Raw genomic sequence first — 23,089 nt, 5'->3', positions numbered from 1 at the left:
GGTGACAGTAGGCGTCGCCCACTGCCGCCGATCTGTCGGTGCCTGCCCCGAATCCGGGGAATCCCGGAAGGCTGGGCGGCGGTTTGGGAATCTCTACTGGTGACGGAGAAGGTCGAGGTACGGGTACACGGCGTTGCTGGCGCCCGTGCGGAGACCATCCTCGACCATCCGGTCGTGGTGCGGGTCGCGGGCGACCGCCGGGCCGGCTTCTACCGGATCCGGCCCGGGTTGGAAGGCCGCAAGGACGTCCCCGGAATCACCGTCGAGGCGTACCGCTGGGGTGACCTCACCGGCGGCGCCCCGCTGCTGAAGCTGCTGACCCTGCTCCTGCTTCCGTTCATGTTGTCCAACGTGGCGGTGTGGATGCGCCCGGCCGGTCCAAGCCGCCATGGCGTGCTGACGGCCATGTGTCGGCTGCTCGCCGGCACGTTGACCGCGGCGTACGCGCTGTCCATGGTCAGCGTCGCCATGGACCTCGTCGGGTACCAGTGCGCCGCAAGGGCCTACTGCACGTCCGACCGACCGCTGCTGTCCTGGCTCGGGTCGCTGCCGCACGGCGTGCGTATCGTCCTGCTGGCGGTGCTGCCGTTCCTCGCGATCCGACTGATCTGGTGGATCGGCTCCCGGCGAGCCCGCAACATGGGCGACATCCACCAGCCCGTCACGGACGGCAGGGCCGCCGACGGGCTCTCCGACCCGTTGTTCTGGGACGACGATCACCTCGCCGGCCGGCTGCGGTGGATCCACTTCGCCATCGCCACGGCGATCATCGACGCCGGACTGGTCGCCGGCACCATGTCACCGTCCCCGGACAATGCCGCACTGCTGCTGCTGGGCGCTTGTGGCCTGCTGCTGCTGTCCTGCACGGCACTGTTGATCTGGGGCCGTCTGCACCACCCGGCCACCCGCCGGCTGGTGCGGGCGCTGCGGCTGGCGAGCATCGCGCTGACCGTCCTGACGCTCAGCTACGCGCTGGTGCCGAGAGTCGCTCCGCTGCCGCACGGGAACATGCCCGGCATCGACGGCGCCACGGCCGCGCTGGCGACCAGCCAGGGCCTGCTGCTGCTGGGGCTTGCCGCCCTGACCGTGCGATACCGGCGCCGGACCAGGACCGAGACCCCTCCGATCCTGCTCGGCATGGGCACGCCGGCGCTGGCCGCGGCGGCGGTGATCGTCGCCGCGGCGTACTCCGCCACGTTCGTGTACCGCGCGGCCGACCTGCTCGACCGGGGCGCGATCCCCAATCCGGTGCGGGCGCCGCTGCCGGGCGCCCCGCCGCTGGCGCCGCCCGCGGCCGACTGGTGGGCTGCCACGGCGGCCGTCGTCGGCCTGCTGATCGCCGCCGCGGCGATGGCCTCGTCGCTTCTGCTGACCAGGAGACGCCGGCGGCGCGACGCGGAGCGCATCGTGCGGCGGGACTTTCCCGAGGTGCCGCCCGAGGCCCGGTCGCGGCTGGTGACCGTCGAGCTGGCGATTGCCCGGTCCCAGGCCACCGAGGTGTTCGGTCCGACGCTCGTCGCCCTGCTCCTGATCTCCTCGGTGGGGCTGGGCACGATCGTCCTCGACCTGATCGGTACCGGGCCGACCCAGCTCGCGGCCGAGCTCAGCAACGACAAGAGCCAGGCGGCGCGCATTGCGGCGTATCTGACCGACGCCGGGATCTACCTCATCGGCGCGGTCGTCGTCGGTCTGGTGGTTTTCAGCGTCACGGTCTACCGCAATCCGGACAAGCGGGGGACATTGGCGGCCCTGTGGGACCTCGGCACGTTCTGGCCCAGGACGATCCATCCGTTCGCGCCGCCCTCGTACGGCAAGCGGGCCGTGCCCGAACTGGCCCGGCGGGTGACCGCGTTGACCCGCCGGACCGGGGTCGTCATCTCCGGGCACAGCCATGGCTCGGTACTCGCCGCCGCCGCCGTGCTCCGGCTCCCACCGGAGGCCCTGGGACGCGTCGCACTGCTCACCCACGGGTGCCCGCTGCAGCGTCTCTACGCCCGGGTGTGTCCGGCCTACCTCGGCGAGCACGTCCTGCGCGACCTGGGCGATCGCCTCGACTGGCGGTGGCGCAACCTCTGGCGGGACACCGACAGCGTCGGCGGTCCCGTCTTCCCCGCATACCACCGTGCCGACGATCCAGCCGGCGCCGTCGACATCCGGATCCGCGACCCGCGGGACCTCGTTCCCGAGCCGGACGACACCGTGCCACCGCCCATCGAGGGACACCAGCCGTATCACAACCAGAAGGCATTCCGGGACGCGCTGCGGGAGCTCGCCGCGCAGCTCGGCTAGCCGTCAGTGGCCGCGGTAGAGGGCGTCGATGTCCGCCCCGTAGTGCGCCTGCACGGCCTCCCGCTTGATCTTCAGCGTGGGGGTGAGTTCGCCGGTGTCCTCGGTGAAGTCCCGGGGCAGGATGTCGAAGGTCTTGACCTGTTCCGCGTGCGACACCGTCGCGTTGGCCCGCTCGATGGCGGCCTGGATCTCGCCGCGTAGCTCCGGGCTGCGCCGCAGCTGCCCGACCGACACGGCGGGCAGCTCGTGCGCGGCCCGCCACCGCGGCCACGCCTGCTCGTCGATGGTGACCAGGGCGGCCACGTAGGGGCGGCGGTCGCCGACGAGCATGACCTGACTGACCAGCGGGTGCTCGCGGATCCGCTCCTCGATCTGGGCCGGCGCGAGGGTCTGTCCCGCCGCCGTCACCATGATCTCCTTCTTGCGGCCGGTGATGCGCAGGTATCCGTCGGTGTCGACGCTGCCCAGGTCGCCGGTGCGCAGCCAGCCGTCGCCGGTGAACGTCTCCCGGGTGGCCTCGGGGTTGTTCCAGTAGCCCTGGAACACGACCGGCCCGCGGGCGAGGACCTCGCCGTCGTCGGCGACCCGGATCTGGACGCCGGCCAGCGGACGGCCTGCGGTGCCGATCCGCATCGCGGAAGGCGTGTTGGTCGTCAGCGCCGGGGAGGTCTCGGTCAGCCCGTACCCTTCCAGCACGGTCAGACCCGCGCCGCGGAAGAAGTGCCCCAGCCGCTCCCCCAGCGGCGCCCCGCCGACGATGGCCATCCGGCAGCGGCCGCCGAAGGCGCCCCGCAGCTTCCGGTACACGAGAACCTCGAACACCGCGTGCGCCGGTCGCAGCAGCAGCAGTCCCGGCCCCCGGCGCCGGTCCAGGGCCCGGCTGTAGCGGACCGCCACGCGCTCGGCGAGGCCGAACAGCCGTCCCCGGTGCCCGTCGTCGGCCCGCCGCCGAGCCTTGTCGTGCGCCTTCTCCAACATCCGGGGCACGGTGAGGAGGAACGTCGGCCGGTACCTCCGCAGCTGTGCCGGCACCGCGGCCAGGTCGGGGCAGTGCACCATCGTCGCCCGCCGGTACACCATGCCGACCTGGATCAGCCGCGCGAAGGCGTGGGCCAGCGGCAGGAACAACACCGTCGACGCGCCCGGGTGCAGCAGTTCCTTCAGCGCCTCGGTGGCAGCGAGGACGTCACAGTGGATGCCGCGGTGCGTCAGCACACAGCCCTTCGGCCGCCCGGTGGTGCCGCTGGTGTAGACGATCGACGCGACGTCCCCGCCGTTGACCGCCCGTCGCCGGCCCTCGACCTCCGCGTCGTCGACGGTGCGCCCCTGCCCGGCCAGCGCGATCAGGTCGCCGCCGTCGATCCGCCACACCTGGCGCAGCCCGGGCAGGTCCTGGCGTACGTCGTGCACCATCGCCTCGTGCTCGGCGGTCTCGACCACGCAGCCGACCGCGCCCGAGTCGGCCAGGATCCACTGCGTCTGCTCGACGCTCGAGTTGTCGTACACCGGGACGGTGATCGCGCCGATCGACCACAGGGCGTAGTCGATGAGGGTCCACTCGTAGCGGGTGCTGCTCATCAACCCGATCCGGTCGCCCCGACCCACCCCGGCGGCGACGAACCCACGGGCCAGGGTCAGCACGTCGTCGCGGAACTGCCCGCAGGTCACCGGCGACGGCCCGTCGCGCAGCGTCCGGGAGGCCGGCCACGATCGAGGGATCGGGTCAGGGCGCAGGAACTGCACCTCGTCGGGATCCGTCCGCGCGTTGTCCCACACCATGTCGGCCAGGCCCGCCAGTCGCGCTTCGGCGACCGCCGGCTCGACCGACGCATTCCGTACGTTCACGTTTCCGCTCTCCCGGTGTCGACACGAAGGTCTGGCGGGGGCGGCTCCGCGGCCATCATGGCGCAATCGACGGCCGGGACCGGGGGGAACGGCGAAACAGTCACCTGCTGCGCTGTATGTCCGTTTCGTGTTGGTCGTCGCAGGCGGCCGGGCCTGTGCCGTAGCTCCGTTCGTCGTCATTCGATCTTCACCGACGATTCACGGGACCTGCGCATCCGGCCGGCTAGCGTTGCCTTCGCATGATCAAATGAGCCCCGCCCACGGCCGCCTCACCAGGACATGTGCGCCAGGGGGTTCGCACGAGATGAGGGCCGCATGGAGCTAGACCGCAGACAGTTCATCGCCATGGGTGGCGCCGCCGTCGCCGCCGCGGGGCTGCTGCCCGCCACCGCCGCCCAGGCGGACGCGGACGAGGAGCGTAAGCCCGGTGGGCGAGGCGAGCCGGACGGCATGTGGCTGCCGGGTGACACCCACGTTCATGACGATCACTCGTCCGACGGCAGCGCGCCGCGGCAGCTGTCGAACCAGCGGGACCCGGGGAACCTCCCGGTCAGCGAACAGATCAGCTACGCAGAGTCGGTCGGCCTGGCGTTCCTGCCGCTGACCGACCACCGCACGTTCGACCAGCACTGGGACCCGCTGTGGCGGTCCGACAAGATGCTGCTGCTCACCGGCGAGGAGGTGAACGGCTCGCCGCACGCCGTGGTGCTCGGCGCAGTCGACACCGTGGTGGACGGCGCCAACCCGCCCGGCTCGGCCACCTTCCGGCACGTCCAGCAGTCGATCTGGGACGCGCACGCCCAGGACGCGTTCTGGTCGGTCGCGCACCCGGACGACGGCGAGTACACCCCCGCCGCCGGGCCGAACGCCAACGCGAGCGCGCAGGGCATCGACGCCGTCGAGCTGTGGAACGCCAGCAGCAACCCCGACGTCGAGATCGAGTACGCCGAGAACCGCTGGAACCACGGTTTCCGCTTCGGCGCGGTCGCGGCGAGCGACAGTCACTTCAAGGAGCTGCGCCCGGCCAGCGCCCCCGGCCGACCCACCACTTGGGTCTTCGCCGCCGAGCGCTCGGTCCGCGCGATCCTCGACGCGCTGAAGGCCGGCCGTACCACCTTGTCGTTCGGTACGGACGGGCCGTTCGTCACCATCGAGGCCGACGTCGACGGTGACGGCCGGTTCGAGGCGATGGGCGGCGACGAGGTGATCCTGGACGACCAGCGCCTGCCGAAGCGCGCGGCACTGCGGGTACGGGTCAAGCGGGCCGCCGGTATGAAGGTGCTCGTCTACGCCGCCCCGGGCCGCTCGGCAGGACCGGTCGCCACCTGTGTCCCGGAGAGGGACGACCACACCTACCTGGTTCCGCTCACCGTGACCGGTGACCACACCTGGTACCGGGTGGAGGTCCGCGCCCCGGGCGAGCTGTCCGGACGCGAGGCGGACCAGAACCTGCCCGACCAGTTGCGCGGCGCCACGTCGCCGGTCTTCCTGTCGGTGCGGCGGCCCGCTGTGCCGGCCCCCGAGATCGCGCTACCCGCGCCGGCCGGCACGGACGACCGGGCCGACCTGGTGGTGGGCGAGCGCGATGGCTTCGCCGGGTTCGCTGACGTCGCCGTGGAGGGTCGCGTCACCCACGTCGTCGCCGAGGTCCACGAGGACCACCGGACGTCGGTGGTCTACCGCCGGCTCGACGGGTACGGGGACACGCACGCCGACAAGGGAGTCGTCCTGTCCGGCCACTCCGGCACCGCCCGCGCGCCCCGCGTGGTGGCCGCCGGCAACGACGTATGGGTTGTCTGGCAGGACGCCCAGGGCCAGGAGCAACCACACCGGCCGGGCATCTGGTTGCGCCACAGCCGCAACGGCGGACGCAGCTTCGCGTCCGCCGTCAAGCTGAGCACCGGGCAGGGCCGGGCCGAGCACCCGGCGCTCGCCCTCCTCGACGGCGAACACCCGGTCGTCGCGTGGGCGGAGAACAGCGGCGGGGCGTTCGACGTCCACGTCCAGGTCGTCGGTGTCGACCGGGCGCCGGTGAACGTCTCCGCCGCCGGCAAGGTCATCGCCCCCGGTACGCCCGCCGACGCCCGTTCGCCGATCCACCCGGCCTCGCTCTTCCCCGCCGTCGCGGTGACCGAGGACCGGCGGATCCTCGTGACCTGGCAGGACAACCGGTTCGACCCGGACGCGGGTTGGACCGGCCACACCCCGCCGGCCGGCCAGCCGGCCAGCGGCGGCACCAACCCCGACAACTGGGAGATCCTGGCCGCGGTGCGGCCAGGCGCGAGCAGCGTTTGGGGTGCCCCGGTCCGGGTCAGCGCCAACGACGACGCGGCCGACCGACACCCGAGCGTCGCGGTGGACCGGGACGGCGGCTACGTCGTCATGTGGGAGACCAAGGCCCTCTCGGCCGCCGGGGTGAACCTCATGCTGCGCGCGAGCCGGTCCGCCGACGGCGTGATGTGGTCGCCGTCGGAGGCGGTCGCGCTCGACCCGAACGCGATGAGCCAACGGCCCCGGCTCGCCGCCGACCGTGACGGAACCGTCCGGGCCGTCTGGTACGACTCCCGTTCCGCGGATTGGCGCTGGAAGGTTTTCACCTCTCGCAGGACGGCCTCGGGCTGGACCCCTCCGGTCCAGGTGAGCACCCTGGGCAACGGCACGTGGCCGGCTGTCGACAAGGGAGCAGTGGTCTTCACCAGCGACCGGCGTGCGATGCGTACCCAGCGAGACCGCACTCAGGAGATCTACCTGGTCGCGCAGGGCTGACGCGGTGAGTGGGGCGGCCCCGCGGGCGGCCCCACTCACGCGCCCTCGAACGCGAGACGATTGCGAACCCTCGTCGCTGTCGCCCAGGGCAAGGGAACCCCAAGCGGTCGGGACGTTGGTTGCTCAGGCACCGTGCCGCCGGCGTGCCCGGAGCCTGGGCACCGACGATCCGGCGTCAGATTTCTCGGTGCCTGCCGCCGTAAAGATCATCTAGCAAGCCAGTGTTTCCCTGCCGGTGGTGTCCCGTTGATCGGCTCTGTACCGCCAGCTGCGACGGTCGAACGCGGAATTTCGGGCCGGTCGTGGGCGGCGTACCGCCGCCGCGGCCCTGGCCCGGTGGGATCCAGGCCAGACCCGTGCCGCCAAACAAGGCCGACCGACGACGCCGCCCTGGCTGCTCGCGGCCAACTCCTCAGGATGACCTGGGCCGCTGGACCAGGACGGAAGGACGACCGATCAATATGGACCACCCCGACGCCTCACTCCCCACGACGTCTGGTCTGAGCCGGCGAAAGTTGCTGGCCCTGGGAGGACTCGGAACAGCTGCCGCGGTTGTCGGCGGCGCGGTCACCAATCCTGGGCGGGCAGCAGCCGGGCCACCCTTCTTCGACCACCCGTTCAGCCTGGGCGTGGCGTCCGGCGATCCCCTGCCCGACGGTGTCGTCCTCTGGACCCGACTCGCCCCCGACCCACTCGCTTTGGACGGCAACGGCGGTATGCCTCGGGAAACGTTCGGGGTTCGCTACGAGGTAGCCGAGGACGAGAGGTTCGCTCGGATCGTCCGCCGCGGGGCGGTTGAGGCAACACCGGAGCTCGGTCACTCGGTACACGTCGAGCTTTCCGGCCTGGAACCAGCACGGGAGTACTTCTATCGGTTCCGCTTCGGCCCGGTGATCAGCCCGGTGGGCCGGACGAAGACCGCTCCGGCCTTCCACGCGTCCGTCTCGCGGCTGCGGCTTGCCGTGACAAGCTGTCAGAACTACCCGGCCGGCTACTTCGTCGGCTACCGGGACATCGGCACCCAAAACCTGGACCTGGTCGTACACCTGGGCGACTACATCTACCAAGGGCCCTCTGCCGGCAACCCCGCGATCAACCGTCCCCACGTGCCCGACGTCGAGATCATGACGTTGGCCGACTACCGGATCCGGCACGCGCAGTACAAGACCGACCCGAACCTGCAGGCCGCCCACAGCTCGGCGCCCTTCATCGTCATTCCCGATGACCACGAGGTGACCAACAACTACGCCGACGACGCGGGCGGTGGCGCCGAAGGCGAGGTGTTCCTCGCTCGCCGCGCGGCTGCCTATCAGGCGTACTACGAGAACATGCCGCTGCGGCGGTCGTCCCTGCCGAACGGCCCGGACATGCAGCTCTACCGGCGTGTGCGCTTCGGTGACCTTGCCCAGTTCCACCTGATCGACACCAGGCAGTACCGGTCCCGTCAGGCCAAGTGGAACGCCGCCCAAGCAGTCAAGGGCTATTCCCCGGGCGCACTCGACCCGAATCGGACGATCCTGGGCGACGCCCAGGAGCAATGGCTCCAGGAAGGTCTGGCGGCTTCGACGAGCCGGTGGAATGTCATCGGAAACCAGACCAAGTTTGCGCCGTTCGACCACAAAGCCGGTTCGGGCGTGACCTTCGACTCGGTGGACAGCTGGGGTGAGGGGTACGTCGCCGACCGCGACCAATTGCTTCAGTTCATCGCCAGCCATCGGCCGTCCAACCCGATCGTCATCACCGGCGACGCGCACCGCAACTGGGTGTTCAACCTCAAGGCAGACTTCAGCGACCCGAACTCCGAGACGCTGGCCACCGAATACCTCGGCACCTCGATCAGCAGCGGAGGGGACGGTCCGATCTCGACCATCTACGGCCCCACAGCGGACAACCCGCACATGGTGTTCTCCAACAACCAGCGCGGCTACATGCGGGTCGACGTCACGCCGGAACAGTGGCGGGTCGACTTCCGGGTCTCCGACACCGTCCTGAACCCCGAGGCACCGATGTACACCCTCACCACGCTCGTCACCGACGACGGCAAGCCGGGTGCCCGGCGGGTGTGACACCTGCGCGTACGGCCGCGGGTTCCATTTGCCGTGACCGAAGCGCAATATGGCGCGATGCACGAGGAGGCGGGGGGACGCCCCCGCCACGACCTCGGACGGGACCACCCGCCCACCCAGCACGACCCGAACGCCATGAGCTCGGACATGCGCTCGGTCCCCAGCCGGCAGCCGGCCGCCCCAGGCGAGGTCAGGTCTCGCCGTCAAGTCTCGCCGGTGGCCGTCCGTGCATGAGTAGCTGGCATGTGCCGGCGAGGTGCAGCAGCCGTCGGACCGTGTGGTGCGGGCGCATGACCCTGAAGGTGGCGCCGGCTTCCAGGACCATTCGCCGCGCCCGCAGCAGGGTGCTCAGAGCGGCCGGCTCAAGCGACGACACCTGGGCGAGGTCCACCACCAGGTGCGTCACCCGGTAGTGGGTCAGGACAGTGGCGATCACCTCGGTGAGGTCTTCGCCGGTATCGGCATCGAGATCGCCGGCGGGACCGAGAATGGCGACACCGTTCATGTCGACGTCCGTGGTGATCTGCACCGTGTCACCCGCCAGCTCCCCCTGATGCCTCTCGGCCAGCCGCTGAGCCTACTGACCGCCAGCCAGGAAATCTATGCCGGAACAACTAGACATCCTCGGCGGCACGGGATAATGTTCCTCGAGTCGAGAGCAGAGAACCACCAAGACGCAGACGGACCGCCCGGCCGTGGGGTCACGACGGGCGCAGGAGCGGGAGAGTTTTCCCGAACGGCAGTAGAAGCACGTCAGCCCCGACGTGACGCGCGACGGGGCAACGCAGGTGGGGCCAAGGTTCCTTCGGGGCTCCAGCTGATGTCCGCCGTACCTGTACGGGGCCATGAAGTCGCGTGGGCTCCGACACCGGTGGACCGCACATCGGCAAGGGAAATGAAAGTAGAGGAAAGGGAGGGCCGCGCACCGTTGGATCGCCCGCCGTCGGCCATCAATCCTGGCTCAGGCGGACACCGCAGTTTCCATCGAACGAGAGGTGGTCTCCGGTCACGCTTATGCGATCCTCGCACCTGAAGCCTTCAGTTCCGGCAGGTGCGGATACGACGAGCCGACGCTCATGTCGGCAGATGGTGTTCTGACCCGTAACCCTGGGCCCCGGCGCTTGAGCGCCGGGGCCCTCGACGTGGAGGTGACATGACGCAAAACCCCGATGACATGTTCGGCGACGAGGACTACCCCGCCTACACCATTGGTCAGGCCGCGGAGATGCTCGGCACCTCGCAGGATTTCCTGCGCCGGTTGGACGAGGCGAAGCTGATCGACCCCCACCGCTCCACTGGGGGGCACCGCCGATACTCCCGCTACCAACTGCGGCTGGCCGCCCGGGCCCGCGAGATGGTCGACCAGGGCACCGCCCTGGACGCCGCTTGCCGGATCGTCATCCTCGAAGACCAACTCGAGGAAGCCCTGCGACAGAACAAGAAGTAGCAACATGGGACGCGGTCGCGTCCAGGTCGGGCCCGGGTGCCCCACCGCCCAGACGAGCGCTAGCGGTGCATGTGAAGGCGGATCGTGGTGGAACCCGGCCTGGTGTGGACGCGGACGAGATCGCAGAGTTGATTGACCAGGACGAGTCCACGGCTGCCGGGCTGCTGCGGTGGCACGGGAATTCGGCCGGCGAGCGGATTCGTGATGTGCCCCGTGTCGGTGAGCTGGCAGATCAGCCGGGTGTGGTCGGTCCAGACCGCGAGGGTGCCGCCGGCGGTGGTGTGTTTGACCGTATTCGCAGCTAGTTCGTTGACTGCCAGAGTCAGGTCGGACACTCGGTCCGGAGGCAGGCCGGCCGCGATGGCCTCGGCGGTAACGAGCCGGCGGATGCCCGGGAGGGCATGCAAATTGACGGTGATGGTGCTCGCGTGGGCGGGCGGGTCCTGCAGCGGCAGGTTGAACCCGGCGGCCACTGCGATCGGGTCGGCGTAATCAGGGCTCGCCCACACCGTGCTGCCCGTCTGGAGGATCGGATGGGTCCGGTAGGCGTCGTCGAGCCAGCTCCGGTCCAGGCGACTGGTGTCGTACGGACAGAGGATGGTGGCCTGCCGGCCAACGAACGCCGTGTTGATCAGGGCCTCATGCTGGGCGCAGGCGGGGTATTCGACAGCGGTACGGCCGGCCCAGATGGGTTCGCCGATGATGCGCACCCGCTTCCCGCTGTGGGCGGCCGCGAAGGCGAGCAGGACGCCGGGAATGATCCGCCCGGGGTTGCGCCCGGCCACGCTCATGTCGTGCAACTGGACCCTGTCCGCATCACCGGCAAGCGCGGTGCGAATGTGGTGAAGATTGTCCCCCGGTACGGCGACCATGACCGGCTCATCGGCCGCGAGGCCGGCCTGGATGAACGGCACGATGCCGGCCAGGTACTCCTCGCGGTCGCTGTAGAGGAGGGCGGGATGAACGAAACTATCGGTCCGGGTGGCGACGGACAGTCTCATGCGGTGGCCTCCGAGGTGCGTGTCCAGCCGCCTTGTTGGCCACAGCACGGTGAGTCCGGAGACGTGGCTGGCACCGGTCAGATGCAGTGTACGGGCGACGGCGCTGGAGCGGCCGGTCAGAGTGAACCGGCCGGGGCTGCCGCTGCGGCTGGGCGAGCGAGTCGCGGCAGGGGCAGGTCAGCGGCGTCCAGTAACGATAGGTCCCGAGGGCTGAATCACCACGCCCGAACCGCGGGCTGACAGTCGGATCGGGTTCACCTGCCCCGGTAGCGGGGTTGGCACAGGCAACCGCGGCGCATTATGTTGCCGGCCATTCCCCCAACCGGAGCCACAAATCGACACATCGGCTCAGGCTTCTTCAAGCGTCGCCTTGTCGGTTGCGTGGATGGCGAGCAGGGCGATGTCGTCGGTGGTCTGTTGGGTGGCGAGTGCGGCCATGAGGCGGGCGCAGACCGTCTCGGCGGGACCTGGTTCGACGGCTGAGCGGAGCCGTTCGATGCCAACATCAATGATTTCACCGCGGCGTTCGACGAGCCCGTCGGTGTAACAGATCAGCACCGACCCGACGGGGAATGCGACCTCGGTGCGCCGACGGACAGCTCGATGTGGGCCAATACCTAATGGAAGATCGACTGGAATGTTCAGCGTGGCGGCCGGCTGTCCTGGTGTGGCCAGTATGGGTTGCAGATGCCCCGCCAGGGACATCTGCATGGTGGCGCGGTCCGGGGAGATCATGGCGTACAGGACCGTGGCGAGGTTCCCGGTCTCGAAATGGTGGATCTTACGGTCGAGCAGCGTCAACGCCTGGGCCGGGTCGTCGCAGACCAGGGCGTAGGCGCGCAGCGCGCTGCGGAGGCGGCCCATCACGACTGCCGAGGGCAGTCCGTGTCCGGTCACGTCGCCGATGACGACGCCCAGCCAGCCGGAGGGGAGGGTGAACACGTCGTACCAGTCGCCGCCGACGCCAGCGTCGTGCCCGGGAACATAGCGGGCGGCCATGTCCACACCGGGCGCGTTGGGTAGGTGGGTGGGCAGCAGGCTGCGTTGCAATGCAAGGGCGGCGGTGCGGTCAAGGCTGCTGGCCTGGGTTCGGCTGGCAAGGCTTGCCCGCTCGGCCGCGAGTTGCAGCAATTGCACGTCGTCAGCGGTGAATCGGTGCGGCCGCAGGCAGCCGACATGCAATACGCCAATGACCTCGCCGCTGGCGAACATGGGCACACCCAAGAGCGAGCGAGTCCCCCTGTCGAACAGGATCGGGTCGTCGCCGGCAGTGACGTCGTCCAGGCTGACGGGCTGCTTCTCACGAGCGATCCGACCGGCGAAGCCGCGGCCGACCGAGATCCGAGAGCCCTGCCGGACCTCCTCCTCCAGCCCCCTCACCGCCACGGCCACGAACTGCTGGGCGTGCACGTCCAACAGCAGCATGGCAGCAGTATCAACCCGCAGCACCTCTCGAATACGGTCGAGGAGCTCTTCGAGAAGATCGCTGACGTCAAGCTGGGACAGAGCCGCATCTGTGACGGCCTCAATACGACGCAGCCGCTCGTCGCTCCCTCGACCCTGCACGTCAATCACGGCAGAAGCGTAGCCCTCCCCAGGCCCAGGGCAGCCGGGCCGACCACACGCGTCAACCCCGAGCTGCTCATCGCCGGGCCGACCCCGCGACGTCGCAGACGCTGTCAACGGCCTCGCCGAACGCGTCTACAACCGCGCCGAACGGTTCGGGCACCAGCGGCTTCATCGCCGGCTATGACGCCGTGCTTCTCTACGGCACCGCCGTCGACACGACGACGATCGAGCGGTGCGGCGGCGTCCTCGAGGGCATCCGGGACACCCGATTCGGCGACGATTCCTACCAAGTTGGGAGCTGCTGGGTCTCTGCGGAGATGCGGATGGGACGCGGCGACAGCTGGATGGTCCTGAGCTGATCGGTAGCCTGAGCAGGTGCCCCCACAGCTTCCTCATCCCGAGCCCGGCTCACCGGATACGAGGGGGCCGATGTGGTACATCTGGTGGCTGGTCCGCTGCCAGCCGTGGCGGGTGCTGCGTGGCAGTCTGATCGGTACCGCCTGGATGCTCGGGTTGTCGGTCCGGCCCTACCTCGTAGCCCGCGCCATCGACGACGGGCTGCGTACGCACGACCATCGGGCGCTGTTGTGGTGGGTGGCCGCGATCGTCGTCGCGGGCGTGGGCCTGGCCTACCTGGGCATCATGCGGCACCGCACGATGACGTTCGTCCGGGAGGATGCGTCGGCCCGCTCCGCGGCCGTCCTGCTGCGTCACCTGTCCCGGATCGGCGCCGTGCTGCCGCGCAAGCTCGCCGTCGGGGAGGTCGCCACCGTCGGCGGCACCGATGTCACGCACACCTCGGCGGTGCTGACTTTGACCGGGCCGGGCGTCGGCGCGGTCCTCGCGTACGCGTTCGTCGCCGTCGTGCTGTGGTCGGTTTCCCCGATTCTCGCGCTGTTCGTGCTGCTCGGCGCACCCGCGGTGGTGCTGGTCGTCGGGCCGCTGCTACGCCGCCTTGAACGGGTCGAGTCGGTCTACCGGCACCAGCAGGGCGTACTCACCACCCGCGCCGGGGACATCGTGGCCGGGCTGCGCGTACTCGCCGGGGTCGGTGGCCGTGGTCTCTTCGCCCGCCGGTACGCGGCCCGCTCCCAGAATCTGCTGACCGAGGGATACCGGGTCGGCGCCGTGAACAGCTGGATCGAGGCGCTGACGATCGTCATCCCGGGTCTCTTCCTGGCCGCCGTGGTCTGGCTGGCGGCACGGATGGCCGCGGCCGGCGACATCACCATCGGGCAGATGGTGGCCGTGTACGGGTACGTGGCGGTCCTCATCGTGCCGGTCTGGTTCCTGCTGGAGGGCGGCTACCAGCTGATCCGGGGCCGGGTCGCGGCCCGGCGCATCGTCGCTCTGCTCAACCTTGCCCCGGATGACGCCACGCCGCCGTCGCACGCCGGCGGGACGGACGTCCTGCCCGCGCCGGACCGATCCGCCGAACTGCACGATCCCACCACCGGGCTGACGGTGCCCGCCGGTCGGCTGCTCGCCATCGCCGCCGCCGACCCGGCCGAGGCTGTCGCGCTGGCCGACCGCCTCGGAAGGTTCGTCGCCAGCGACGTGACGTGGGGCGGGGTACCGCTGGCCGGGATCGCACTCGACGAGGTACGGGCCCGGATCCTCGTCGCCGACCACGACTCCTACCTGTTCGCCGGGACGCTGCGCGAGATGTTGTCAACCCGGGCGGGCATCGGCGACGCCGACATCGGAGCGGCCCTGCGTGCGGCGTCGGCTCAGGACGTCGTGGACGCTCTACCGGACGGGCTCGCCACGCCGGTCGGCTCGCGCGCCCGTACCCTCTCCGGCGGCCAGCGACAACGCATACGCCTCGCCCGTGCCCTGCTCGCCGAACCGGACGTGCTGATCCTCATCGACCCGACGTCGGCCGTGGACGCGCACACCGAGGCGCGCATCGCGCAGCGACTGCGCGCGGCGCGGGCCGGGCGAACGACGATCGTGCTGGCAACGTCGCCGTTGCTGCTCGGCTGCGCGGACAGCGTCGCGCACCTGCGCGAAGGCCGGATTGCGGCCGTCGGCACCCACGTCGAGCTGCTGGAGCGGGACCCGAGCTACCGGGCGCTGGTATCCCGGGACAGCGACTCCTCCGACGTCGACAGCGCGCTGCGGTGACCGGACTCCCCGTCGCGGACCGCACCGCGGTCCGCCGCGCCGCGCGGGACCTCATCGCCCGGGACCGCCGCGCGGTCGCCGTCGTGTTGCTGCTGCACGGCGCCGCGGCTGTCACCGGGCTCGCCGCACCGTGGCTGCTGGGCCGGATCGTGGACGAGGTCGCCGCCGGTGCCGGCGCCGGCGCGGTCGACCGCCTGGCGCTCACGATCGGCGGATGCGTGCTCGCCCAGGGACTGCTCACCAGGTACGCCCAGTACGCCGGCCACCGATTCGGTGAGCGCGCCGTCGCCCGGCTGCGCGAGGACTTCGTCTCGCGGGCGCTCGACCTGCCCATCTCCGTCGTCGAGCGCGCCGGCACCGGCGACCTTGCCACCCGCAGCTCCGTGGACGTGACAACCGTCGGCACCACCGTCCGGGACGTGGTGCCTGTCATCGTCATCGCCTCGGCACAACTGTCGCTCCTGTTCGGCGCGATCTTCCTGCTGCATCCGTTGCTCGGCTTGGTCGCCTTGACCGGACTACCGTCGATCTTCGCGGTCACCCGCTGGTATCTGCGTCGCGCCAGGCCGGCGTACCTGGCCGAGGGGGCCGCGACCGCCGAGCTGACCGAGGCGCTGACCACGACCGCGGAGGGTGCCCGCACCGTCGAGGCGCTCCGCCTCAGTGCCGACCGCATCGCGTACGGCACACGGCGCATCGGTCAGGTGTGGGCCACCCGCCGGGCAACCCTGGCCCTGCGGTCCGTGTTCTTCCCGGTGGTGGAGGCGAGCTATGCGCTTCCGATCGCCGCGGTGCTGCTCATCGGCGGATTCTTCCTGACCAACGGGATGGTGACGCTCGGCGAGGTCGTCGCCGCCGCGCTCTATCTCCAGCAGGCGATCGAGCCTCTGGACCGGCTGCTGCAGTGGATGGAGCAGGCACAACGTGGCCTCGCGTCGTTCGCCCGCGTGCTGGGCGTCGGAAGGAAGACCGAACCGGAAAGCGGGTCGCGCTCCGTCACGGCCGCCGCTGGCCCCGCCGGGATACCGGAAGCGCGCAACGCGGCGTCCGCGCAGCGACTCGTGGTACGCGGGGTGCGGTTCTCGTACGCCGACGGCCACGACGTGCTGCACGGAATCGACCTCGAGGTGCGCCCCGGCGAACGTCTCGCCATCGTGGGCCCTTCGGGCGCCGGGAAGTCGACCCTCGCCCGGCTGCTCGCCGGAATCGACGCGCCGCGCGAGGGTGTGGTGAGCCTTGGCGGCCACCCGGTCACCGACCTGAGCCCGGCCGAGCGGCGGCGTCGGATCGCCCTCGTCACCCAGGAGCACCACGTCTTCATCGGATCGCTGCGCGACAACCTCGCCTTCGCCGCGCCTGACGCGTCCGACGCACAGATGCACTCCGCACTGCTTTCCGTCGGCGCCGACTGGTATGCCGACCTGGCCGACGGCCTCGACACGCAACTCGGCGACGGCGCCCGCGAACTCGCCGCCGCCGACGCCCAGCAACTCGCGCTGGCCCGGCTCGTACTCGCCGACCCGCACACGCTGATCCTCGACGAGGCGACCGCCGCGCTCGATCCGACAACCGCCCGGCGCACCGAGCGGGCACTCGCCGCCGTCATCACCGGGCGCACGGTCATCGCCATCGCACACCGTCTCAACACCGCCCACGACGCCGATCGGGTGGCAGTGCTCGAGGACGGCCGGATCACCGAACTCGGCAGCCACGAAGACCTCGCTCGCGCCGACGGTGCCTATGCCGCCCTGTGGCACTCCTGGCACGGCTACCCGAAGCGTGATTGATGTTGGCAAGCCTGGTCCCTGTGCCGTTCCCGCGGTCAGCGCCGGTCGAGTTCCGACTCCATCCGCCGCATCAGCGTCTTGCGGGCCTTGCCGTCGCGCTCGCGCCGCAGCGCCGCCTTGAGCTGGCGGGTGTCGAGGCCCGGGACGAGCTTGATCGCCTCAGCGACCGGCAGGCCTGACAACTGCTCGGCCGACGAGGCGTCCTTACGTGCCTGCTTGGCCGCGCCCGTATTGGAGACGTACTGCTTGCCGGTCCGGGACGCCCGCCGCTTCTTGGCGTCGTCGGAGCGCCGTTGCTCCTCGGAGAGTTCCTGCCACGCCTGCTTGGGCAGGTAGCGGCTTGTTTCACCGTTGCGGCGGGCCCGGGTGGACCCCTCCTTGGTCTGCCATTTCTCGGCGCCCCACCGCTGCAGTGATTTCTGCCGCTCGTCTCTCGGCCCCTGGTAGCCCCCGCCGCGCTTCTCGTACTCCTTGGTGAGCAACTGCGACTTGCGCGCTGACCACTGCCCCTGCCGCCCGCCCTTGTCGGAGGCCTTTATCTCCTCTTTGATCTGCTGTCTGAGCTCCGGATTCGTGTACTGCGCCATTCCCTGCCGTTACCCGACCCAAAGCTTCATGAACGTTGAGCAGAACGGCCGACTCCGCGCCTGTCGCCAGGCCTCTTCGTCCGGATTGAGAGGTTGAACCCTCTCAGGGGTATCCGCCAGCGGAAGTGAAAAGGACAGTGGGCGCCCGCGCGCACCGAATTCGCGCCCCCGTCCGCCGGCGCCGTTCAGGCCGTAAGCCGATGCGGCCTAGCCTCGCCAGGCCTCGACGGCGCGGACGGCCTCGCGCACCGCGCGGTCCATGACATCGGGGCTGCCGCTGGTGCCCTCCCAACCCCGGTCGTCGAGGACGGTCGCGACCGCGCCGACGCGGATCACCGCGATCTGGCCGCTCGCGTCGCCACCGGTGCGCTCCCCGTTCAGGCTCGTCTGCGGCCAGGTCCGGGTCAGCAGGATCGCCTCGTCACCGACGCCGGGCAGTGGCCGGCTCTCGACGGTGACGGTGTATCCCGCTTCGGCGTAGGAGGGACACGCCTCCACGGCGTCGCGAACCCGTCGCAGGTAGTCCACGGCGCCCGTGCCGTCGAACGTGAAGATCGTCTGGTGGAGCATGCCCTGCGGGACGTTACTGGCGGGATCGCCGGGCCGCTTGTAGGTGACGGTCATCGAGGCGCTCGCACTCACCTGTCGGCCGCCCGTACCAAATTCGTTGCCGCACAGCTTCGGCAGGGCCTGCTCGGTGGGCGTCGACCTTCGGGGCACCTTCCGCATGTCCGCTGGCAGCTCGATGAAGGCGGAGGTGGGGATGACGACCTGCGCGTCCGCGGTGGGTGACGGGCGGTCGGCCGGGCTCGATGGTGCCGTTGCGGTCGGCGCCGCGGTGAGCGACGGAGCCGGATCGGCCGCATCCTCGCCGGCGCCGCACCCGGCGGGAAGCATCAGGGCGATGACCAGCGGCAGCACGCGCGCTCGCCGGGCGAGGGTCTTCGGGCGCGCCGCGTGGTCGCTCATCGTCACCTCTCGTCTCTGCCGGGCACTCCAGATGATTCCCGGTCGAGAACCGGCCGAAACGGCTGGTTAAGGCACTGATGTGGCGATGCTTCGGCGTGCGAGGCGATCGGTCACCGTCGACGGCGGACGACCAACCGCCCCTCCCGGCGACCCCGCCGCATTCGACCACGGCACGACGATCACCGCGGTTAACCTCGCCTCGTCGGCGATGCGACGGTGGGAGGCAGCGTGGTGGCGACGCTCGCGCAGACGGCGGGTGGCAGGCCCGCAGCGCCGCCCACGGTCACGGCGCCACCTGCCCGCGCCGCAGCCGACGGGTGACGGCCGGCGATGCGACCCGGACCAGGCGGCAAAGGGGTGACCTGGGAAGAGCTCTTCTTCGACCTCGCGTTCGTCTTCGCGCTCACCCAGTTCTCCCACCTGCTGCACGAGGACCACAGCTGGGGTGGGATCGGCCTGACGCTGATCCTCTTCGTGCCGGTCTACTGGGCCTGGGGCGGCGTGACGCTCTACACCAACCAACGCGACGTCAATCCGGTGCTGGACCGCGTCGGGATCTTCACGCTCGGGCTCTGCAGCCTGTTGATGGCCCTGACGATCCCTCGGGCCTACCACGAGCACGGCCTGCTCTTCGTTGCCATCTACCTCGCCGGCCGGGTGCTGCTCGCCGGGCTCGCCCTGCGCAAGCGCCCGGTCTGGCGGGTCCTCTTCGTCGGTCCTACGGCGTTTTCCTGCTCACCGGGCCGCTGCTGCTGGCGGGCGCCCTCATGCAGGGAACAGCCCGGATCGCCCTGTGGGCCGCTGCGGCGACCATCGACCTGCTGAGCCCCTGGGTGGCGCGTCACCTCGTCGCGCAGACCAGGGTGCGGCCGGTGCACTTCACGCACCGCTACGGACTACTGATCATCCTCGTGTTCGGCGAGTCCGTGATCCAGGTCGGGGCGGTGGCCGTCGACGGCCAACTGACCTTCGCCCGGCTCACCGCCATCGGTGCCGCCTACGTCCTGGTGGGCGCGCTCTGGTGGGCGTACTTCGGCTACGGCCTGTCCGACTCCGGCGAGCGCTGGAGCAGGCCCGGGACCAGCCGGACGTACGGCGCGCGATCCTCGTCTACGGCCACCTGTCCTTCAGCTTCGGGATCATCACCCTCGCCGTCGGGCTGGCCGACGCGGTGCCCGCTCCGCTGCACGCACTGCCACCCCGTGAGGCGATGCTCCTCTTCGGTGGCTGCGCGCTGTTCCTGTTCACGTTCGCCTACACCCACTGGCGAATCCATCACCGGATCGCCTGGCGTCGGGGTGGCGCGGGCGCCGCCTGCCTGCTGCTGTTCCCGCTGGCCACGCTGATGCCGGCCCTCGCCGCGGTCGTCTGCCTCATCGTGGTGATCGCCGTGATGGTCGCGGCGGAGGAGTTGGCCATCCGACGCCAGGACGGCGACGCGCCCCGTGACTCGGCCGAGATCAGGCCCGAGGATCGGACGGACCAGGGGCCAGAGCCGGCGCCGGAGAGCTGAGCCCGCGGGGCCGAAGGCACAACGGGAGCCGTTCCGTCCGAGTCGCTGCGCGGCCGCGTGCGGACGGCCGGACCGGATAGCCGGTCCGGCCGCCCGCATGCTGAGCACCGGCGAAACTAGCCGGCGAGCGGCTCGATCCAGATGTTGCGGTACTGGACCGGGTTGCCGTGATCCTGGAGCCGGACGGCGCCCGCGGCCGGACCCTCGGGCCGGCTGCCACCGGTCGGGCCGAGGATCTCGACGTCGTCGTGCACCGTGACGCCGTTCCACACCACGGTGACGCGCGGGTTCGCCACCTTCTTGCCGGCCGCGTCGTAGCGGGCCTGGCGGTAGTCGATGTCGTACGTCTGCCAGGTCTCGGGCGGCAGCGCCGCGTTCACGTCGGGGGCCTTCTGGGTGTAGATGGCTGCGGCGTCGTTGGTCTGCGGCGGGTCGATGCCGAACGAGTCCAGCACCTGGATCTCGTAGCGGTCCTGCAGGTAGACGCCGCTGTTGGCGCGCGCCTGGCCGGTCACGTCCGGCGGGTAGAGCGGCAGGTTGAACTCCACGTGCAGGCGGAAGTCGCCGAAGGCCTGCACCGTGCGCAGATCCCCGTTGCGCACCGTCATGGCACCGTCCGCGACCGCCCACTCGGGCTCGCGCCCGTCGGTGTGCTGCCACTCGGTCAGCTCGCCACCGTTGAACAGCGTGATGCGCTTGCCGTGCGGCCGGACGGCGAGCACGTCGAGGTTCACGTGCCCGGAATCCGCGGCCTCCTTGCGATACTCGACCAGGTTGCGACCCTTGTCCAGGCGCACCGTGGTGTTGACGGTGCCCCACTCCTCCCAGGTCACCGTGGAGGGGAAGACCGTCTGCTCGACCCGTTTCCCGTTGACGTACAGGCTCAGCTGCTTCTCGCCCGAGTAGGGGTTCGGGCCGTTGCTGTAGCGCATCGCCAGGTCGTACGTCCCGGCCTCGCGAACATCGACGGACATGCGGGTCGACGCGCCGTCGCCGGCGAACCCGGCCGCGAAGCCTGCGCCGGAGTAGGCGGCGTGGTCGGTCGCCATGCCGACGCCGACCGTACGGCCCTCCTCGGCCTCGAAGAAGGTCTGCGGCTGCACCACCCGGCCCGGGATCTCGTTGAGCGTGTACCAGGCCTCAGTGTTCCACAGCTCCTCGCCGCCGGCGGACGAGAACGGACGCGGGGAGCGCACGTGCACCACGCGGTTCTCCTTCAGGCCCGGGATCTTGAGCTTGACGGTGCGGCCGTCGGCAGACAGCTCGGCCTTGGCCACCTTGAGCGTCTCCAGCTCGAGCTTGGGACCGCCGTACTGGCTCGTCGCGCCGTAGCGCCACTGCGTCACCTGGTACGCGTCGGCGAGATCCTGCGCGGTCTCGGCCGACAGCGGCTTGGTGTATTCCAGCTCGAACCCGACGTGCGACGCGCGCATCTGCTTGACCTCGAAGACCGAGGTGCCGTTGGGTGTGAGCTTCTGCAGGCCGTAGGTGAGCTTGCCCTCCTGACCCCAGTTGCCACCGGCGCCCAGGCCGCCGGTGTAGAGCGCGCCGTCGGGGCCGAGGGTGACCTCGTTGACGCCGGCCTCCAGGCCCTGCGTGTGCCGGAACACCGCTCCCTGGTACTGCCCCTCGATCTTCTCGAGGAAGACCCGCTGCAGGCCGCCGTAGGTCACGTCGCCAACGACCAGCTGCCCCGCGTACGGTCCCTGCTTCAACAGCACCGGAGTGGACGGGGAGTTGCCGATCTCGTTCTGCGGGATCCAGACGATGGGACGCGTCACGGGCTTGTCGTCGAACGGACCCGCGGGCGTCGTGTAGTGGTTGTAGAACGCCCCCTGCTGGATCTGGACCAGCTTGGAGGCGGGCAGCCAGCCGCCCTGGTTGTCGGTGACGAGGACCTCGCCACGCGGGCCCCATCCGATCCCGTTGGGGGTGCGCAGCCCGCCGGCGACGTAGGTGATCTCGCCGGTCTTCGCGTTCACCTTGATCGAGGTGCCGCGGTTCGGCGCGGGCTGGGGCACGGTGGTGGCGCCGCCCTGGTTGATGGCGACGGAGAGGTTGAGGTAGAAGTAGCCGTCCCGGTGCAACAGGCCGAACGCGAACTCGTGGAAGTTGCCGCCCCAGGGCCAGGTGGCGACCGTGCGACGGTCGTCGGCGAGGCCGTCGCCGTCGGTGTCGCGCAGGGCCGTCAGCTCGTGCTTCTGGCTGACGTAGACGACGCCGTCGACCACCGCGACGCCCTGGGGCTCGCGCAGCCCGTCCGCGAACTTGCGGTAGGTCACCTGCTCGGGGCTGGTCTGGCCGGTGACGCCCTCGACCACGTAGATCTCGCCGGTCGCGTTGTCGGTGCCGCCCCAGGTGGACATCACCAGGTCGCCGTCGGGCCGGAACGCCATGCCGGTGACCTGCGGCTGGAGCCCTTCGGGGCGCAGGTCGGTGAGGGTGTAGCCCGGGTGCACCCGGTCGAGCGGCAGGCCGTCGCCGGCCGAGTCGGTCGCCCCCTCGCAGTACTTCCATCCCGGCGCCGTGACGCGTACGACGCCGGCGTCGGTGCTCAACGCGGAGTTCGGTACGAGTTCGAAGTCGGCCGCCCCCGGGCGGCGCCATTCGAGGCGCAGCACCTGGCCACCGCCGTTGTCGAAGAACTCCAGGCGCAATGGGTGCAGGCCGGCGCTGAGGGTGGCCGCCCCTTCCTTGGCGGTCTCGCCGTGCAGCCCGTCGTGGTCGACGACCCGCTGATCGCCGATCGTCAGCCGTGATCCGTCGTCGCTGGTTAGCCGGAAGGTGTAGTCACCGTCGGCGGGCACGGCGAGGTTGGCGATGACGTGGCTGATGAACCGGTCGGAGAGCCCGAACTCGTCCGTGGTAGTCCAGTTGACCTGCGGCATGAGCTTGTCGACGTTCGGCGTCTGCGCCGGCTTCAGGGTGCACAGCGCCGACAGCGCGGTTCCCATGTCGTACGAGCGCAGGGTGACGCCGGGTTCCTGGGGCGGGACGTCGGCGGCGACGGGTGCGGCCGTCGCCGGGGCGAAGGGGGCCGCGGCGAGCACGGTAGCCAGAGCGGCCCCTGCGGCCACGAGCACGGATCGGCGGCGCCAGCGCCACCGCTTCGGTGCGGTCATG

The 23,089-nt window shown here is 70.4% G+C and carries 15 protein-coding genes and 1 pseudogene; 9 read left to right on the top strand and 7 right to left on the bottom strand.

Annotated elements, in window-relative coordinates; all coding sequences use genetic code 11:
* Nucleotides 1–99 precede the first annotated feature (99 nt).
* Nucleotides 100–2,289: a hypothetical protein gene (locus ACIBBA_RS12250; RefSeq protein ID WP_396696436.1), complete on the top strand. Its 2,190-nt coding sequence runs from the start codon at nt 100–102 to the stop codon at nt 2,287–2,289.
* 3 nt (nt 2,290–2,292) lie between these two features.
* Here ACIBBA_RS12250 and ACIBBA_RS12245 read toward each other — a convergent pair whose 3' ends face one another.
* Complete coding sequence (locus ACIBBA_RS12245; RefSeq protein WP_396696517.1) at nt 2,293–4,068, bottom strand: AMP-dependent synthetase/ligase; 1,776 nt, start codon at nt 4,066–4,068, stop codon at nt 2,293–2,295.
* A gap of 381 nt (nt 4,069–4,449) precedes the next feature.
* Between ACIBBA_RS12245 and ACIBBA_RS12240 the strand changes: the two genes are divergently transcribed.
* Nucleotides 4,450–6,900: a CehA/McbA family metallohydrolase gene (locus ACIBBA_RS12240; RefSeq protein ID WP_396696434.1), complete on the top strand. Its 2,451-nt coding sequence runs from the start codon at nt 4,450–4,452 to the stop codon at nt 6,898–6,900.
* A 461-nt stretch (nt 6,901–7,361) separates the two neighbouring features.
* Complete coding sequence (locus ACIBBA_RS12235; protein WP_396696432.1) at nt 7,362–8,966, top strand: alkaline phosphatase D family protein; 1,605 nt, start codon at nt 7,362–7,364, stop codon at nt 8,964–8,966.
* Between the two features lie 190 nt (nt 8,967–9,156).
* Here the strand turns inward: ACIBBA_RS12235 and ACIBBA_RS12230 are convergent, their stop codons facing one another.
* The gene (locus tag ACIBBA_RS12230; protein WP_396696430.1) at nt 9,157–9,495 is read right to left on the bottom strand and encodes an STAS domain-containing protein; all 339 of its coding nucleotides are present in this window, start codon (nt 9,493–9,495) and stop codon (nt 9,157–9,159) included.
* 624 nt (nt 9,496–10,119) lie between these two features.
* Between ACIBBA_RS12230 and ACIBBA_RS12225 the strand changes: the two genes are divergently transcribed.
* Nucleotides 10,120–10,413 carry a helix-turn-helix domain-containing protein gene (locus ACIBBA_RS12225; protein ID WP_396696428.1) on the top strand — a complete coding sequence of 98 codons (294 nt, stop codon included), beginning with the start codon at nt 10,120–10,122 and terminating at the stop codon, nt 10,411–10,413.
* Nucleotides 10,414–10,472: 59 nt separating this feature from the next.
* On the opposite strand, the gene ACIBBA_RS12220 is transcribed toward ACIBBA_RS12225, so the two are convergent.
* Both ACIBBA_RS12220 and ACIBBA_RS12215 read right to left on the bottom strand, forming a co-directional pair.
* Entirely contained in the window at nt 10,473–11,414 is a 942-nt protein-coding gene (locus ACIBBA_RS12220; RefSeq protein ID WP_396696426.1) for an anti-sigma factor RsbA family regulatory protein, read from the bottom strand.
* 348 nt (nt 11,415–11,762) lie between these two features.
* Entirely contained in the window at nt 11,763–12,989 is a 1,227-nt protein-coding gene (locus ACIBBA_RS12215; protein WP_396696424.1) for a PP2C family protein-serine/threonine phosphatase, read from the bottom strand.
* Nucleotides 12,990–13,412: 423 nt separating this feature from the next.
* On the opposite strand from ACIBBA_RS12215, the gene ACIBBA_RS12210 reads away from it, so the two are divergent.
* Nucleotides 13,413–15,110 (top strand): ABC transporter ATP-binding protein, encoded by a 1,698-nt coding sequence (locus ACIBBA_RS12210; protein ID WP_396696422.1) that lies wholly within the window; start codon nt 13,413–13,415, stop codon nt 15,108–15,110.
* Nucleotides 15,107–16,897, top strand: coding sequence for an ABC transporter ATP-binding protein (locus ACIBBA_RS12205; RefSeq protein ID WP_396696420.1), 1,791 nt, complete (start codon nt 15,107–15,109; stop codon nt 16,895–16,897). Before ACIBBA_RS12210 ends, ACIBBA_RS12205 begins: the two co-directional genes overlap by 4 nt.
* A 35-nt stretch (nt 16,898–16,932) precedes the next feature.
* On the opposite strand, the gene ACIBBA_RS12200 is transcribed toward ACIBBA_RS12205, so the two are convergent.
* Entirely contained in the window at nt 16,933–17,484 is a 552-nt protein-coding gene (locus ACIBBA_RS12200) for a DUF5872 domain-containing protein (RefSeq protein ID WP_396696418.1), read from the bottom strand.
* A 207-nt stretch (nt 17,485–17,691) separates the two neighbouring features.
* A complete protein-coding gene (locus ACIBBA_RS12195) occupies nt 17,692–18,453 on the bottom strand; it encodes a hypothetical protein (protein ID WP_396696416.1) in 762 nt (253 codons plus the stop codon).
* Nucleotides 18,454–18,810: 357 nt separating this feature from the next.
* Here ACIBBA_RS12195 and ACIBBA_RS12190 point away from each other — a divergent pair, with 357 nt between their 5' ends.
* From ACIBBA_RS12190 to ACIBBA_RS12180, 3 genes and pseudogenes are all read left to right on the top strand, one after another.
* Complete coding sequence (locus ACIBBA_RS12190) at nt 18,811–19,278, top strand: low temperature requirement protein A (protein WP_396696414.1); 468 nt, start codon at nt 18,811–18,813, stop codon at nt 19,276–19,278.
* Nucleotides 19,185–19,439, top strand: a pseudogene (locus ACIBBA_RS12185) (low temperature requirement protein A); the annotation flags it as partial. The gene ACIBBA_RS12190 and the pseudogene ACIBBA_RS12185, both read left to right, overlap by 94 nt.
* A 35-nt stretch (nt 19,440–19,474) precedes the next feature.
* Nucleotides 19,475–19,966 (top strand): low temperature requirement protein A, encoded by a 492-nt coding sequence (locus ACIBBA_RS12180; RefSeq protein ID WP_396696412.1) that lies wholly within the window; start codon nt 19,475–19,477, stop codon nt 19,964–19,966.
* A gap of 116 nt (nt 19,967–20,082) precedes the next feature.
* On the opposite strand, the gene ACIBBA_RS12175 is transcribed toward ACIBBA_RS12180, so the two are convergent.
* Nucleotides 20,083–23,088, bottom strand: a complete 3,006-nt coding sequence (locus ACIBBA_RS12175; protein ID WP_396696410.1) for a family 16 glycoside hydrolase — start codon at nt 23,086–23,088, stop codon at nt 20,083–20,085.
* Nucleotide 23,089: the final 1 nt, after the last annotated feature.

Origin of the sequence: Micromonospora sp. NPDC051006, assembly GCF_044456245.1 — a bacterium.
Classification (GTDB): Bacteria; Actinomycetota; Actinomycetes; order Mycobacteriales; family Micromonosporaceae; genus Micromonospora.
The sequence above is the reverse complement of the archived record's forward strand: the minus strand, read 5'-3'. Positions and strand labels throughout refer to the sequence as shown.

Excerpts from the sequence above, each read along its gene's own strand:
- ACIBBA_RS12195 (WP_396696416.1), bottom strand. The coding sequence starts at position 18,453 with ATGAGCGACCACGCGGCGCGCCCGAAGACCCTCGCCCGGCGAGCGCGC.
- ACIBBA_RS12220 (WP_396696426.1), bottom strand. The coding sequence starts at position 11,414 with ATGAGACTGTCCGTCGCCACCCGGACCGATAGTTTCGTTCATCCCGCC.
- ACIBBA_RS12240 (WP_396696434.1), top strand. The coding sequence starts at position 4,450 with ATGGAGCTAGACCGCAGACAGTTCATCGCCATGGGTGGCGCCGCCGTC.
- ACIBBA_RS12200 (WP_396696418.1), bottom strand. The coding sequence starts at position 17,484 with ATGGCGCAGTACACGAATCCGGAGCTCAGACAGCAGATCAAAGAGGAG.
- ACIBBA_RS12225 (WP_396696428.1), top strand. The coding sequence starts at position 10,120 with ATGACGCAAAACCCCGATGACATGTTCGGCGACGAGGACTACCCCGCC.
- ACIBBA_RS12245 (WP_396696517.1), bottom strand. The coding sequence starts at position 4,068 with ATGGTGTGGGACAACGCGCGGACGGATCCCGACGAGGTGCAGTTCCTG.
- ACIBBA_RS12210 (WP_396696422.1), top strand. The coding sequence starts at position 13,413 with ATGTGGTACATCTGGTGGCTGGTCCGCTGCCAGCCGTGGCGGGTGCTG.
- ACIBBA_RS12175 (WP_396696410.1), bottom strand. The coding sequence starts at position 23,088 with ATGACCGCACCGAAGCGGTGGCGCTGGCGCCGCCGATCCGTGCTCGTG.
- ACIBBA_RS12235 (WP_396696432.1), top strand. The coding sequence starts at position 7,362 with ATGGACCACCCCGACGCCTCACTCCCCACGACGTCTGGTCTGAGCCGG.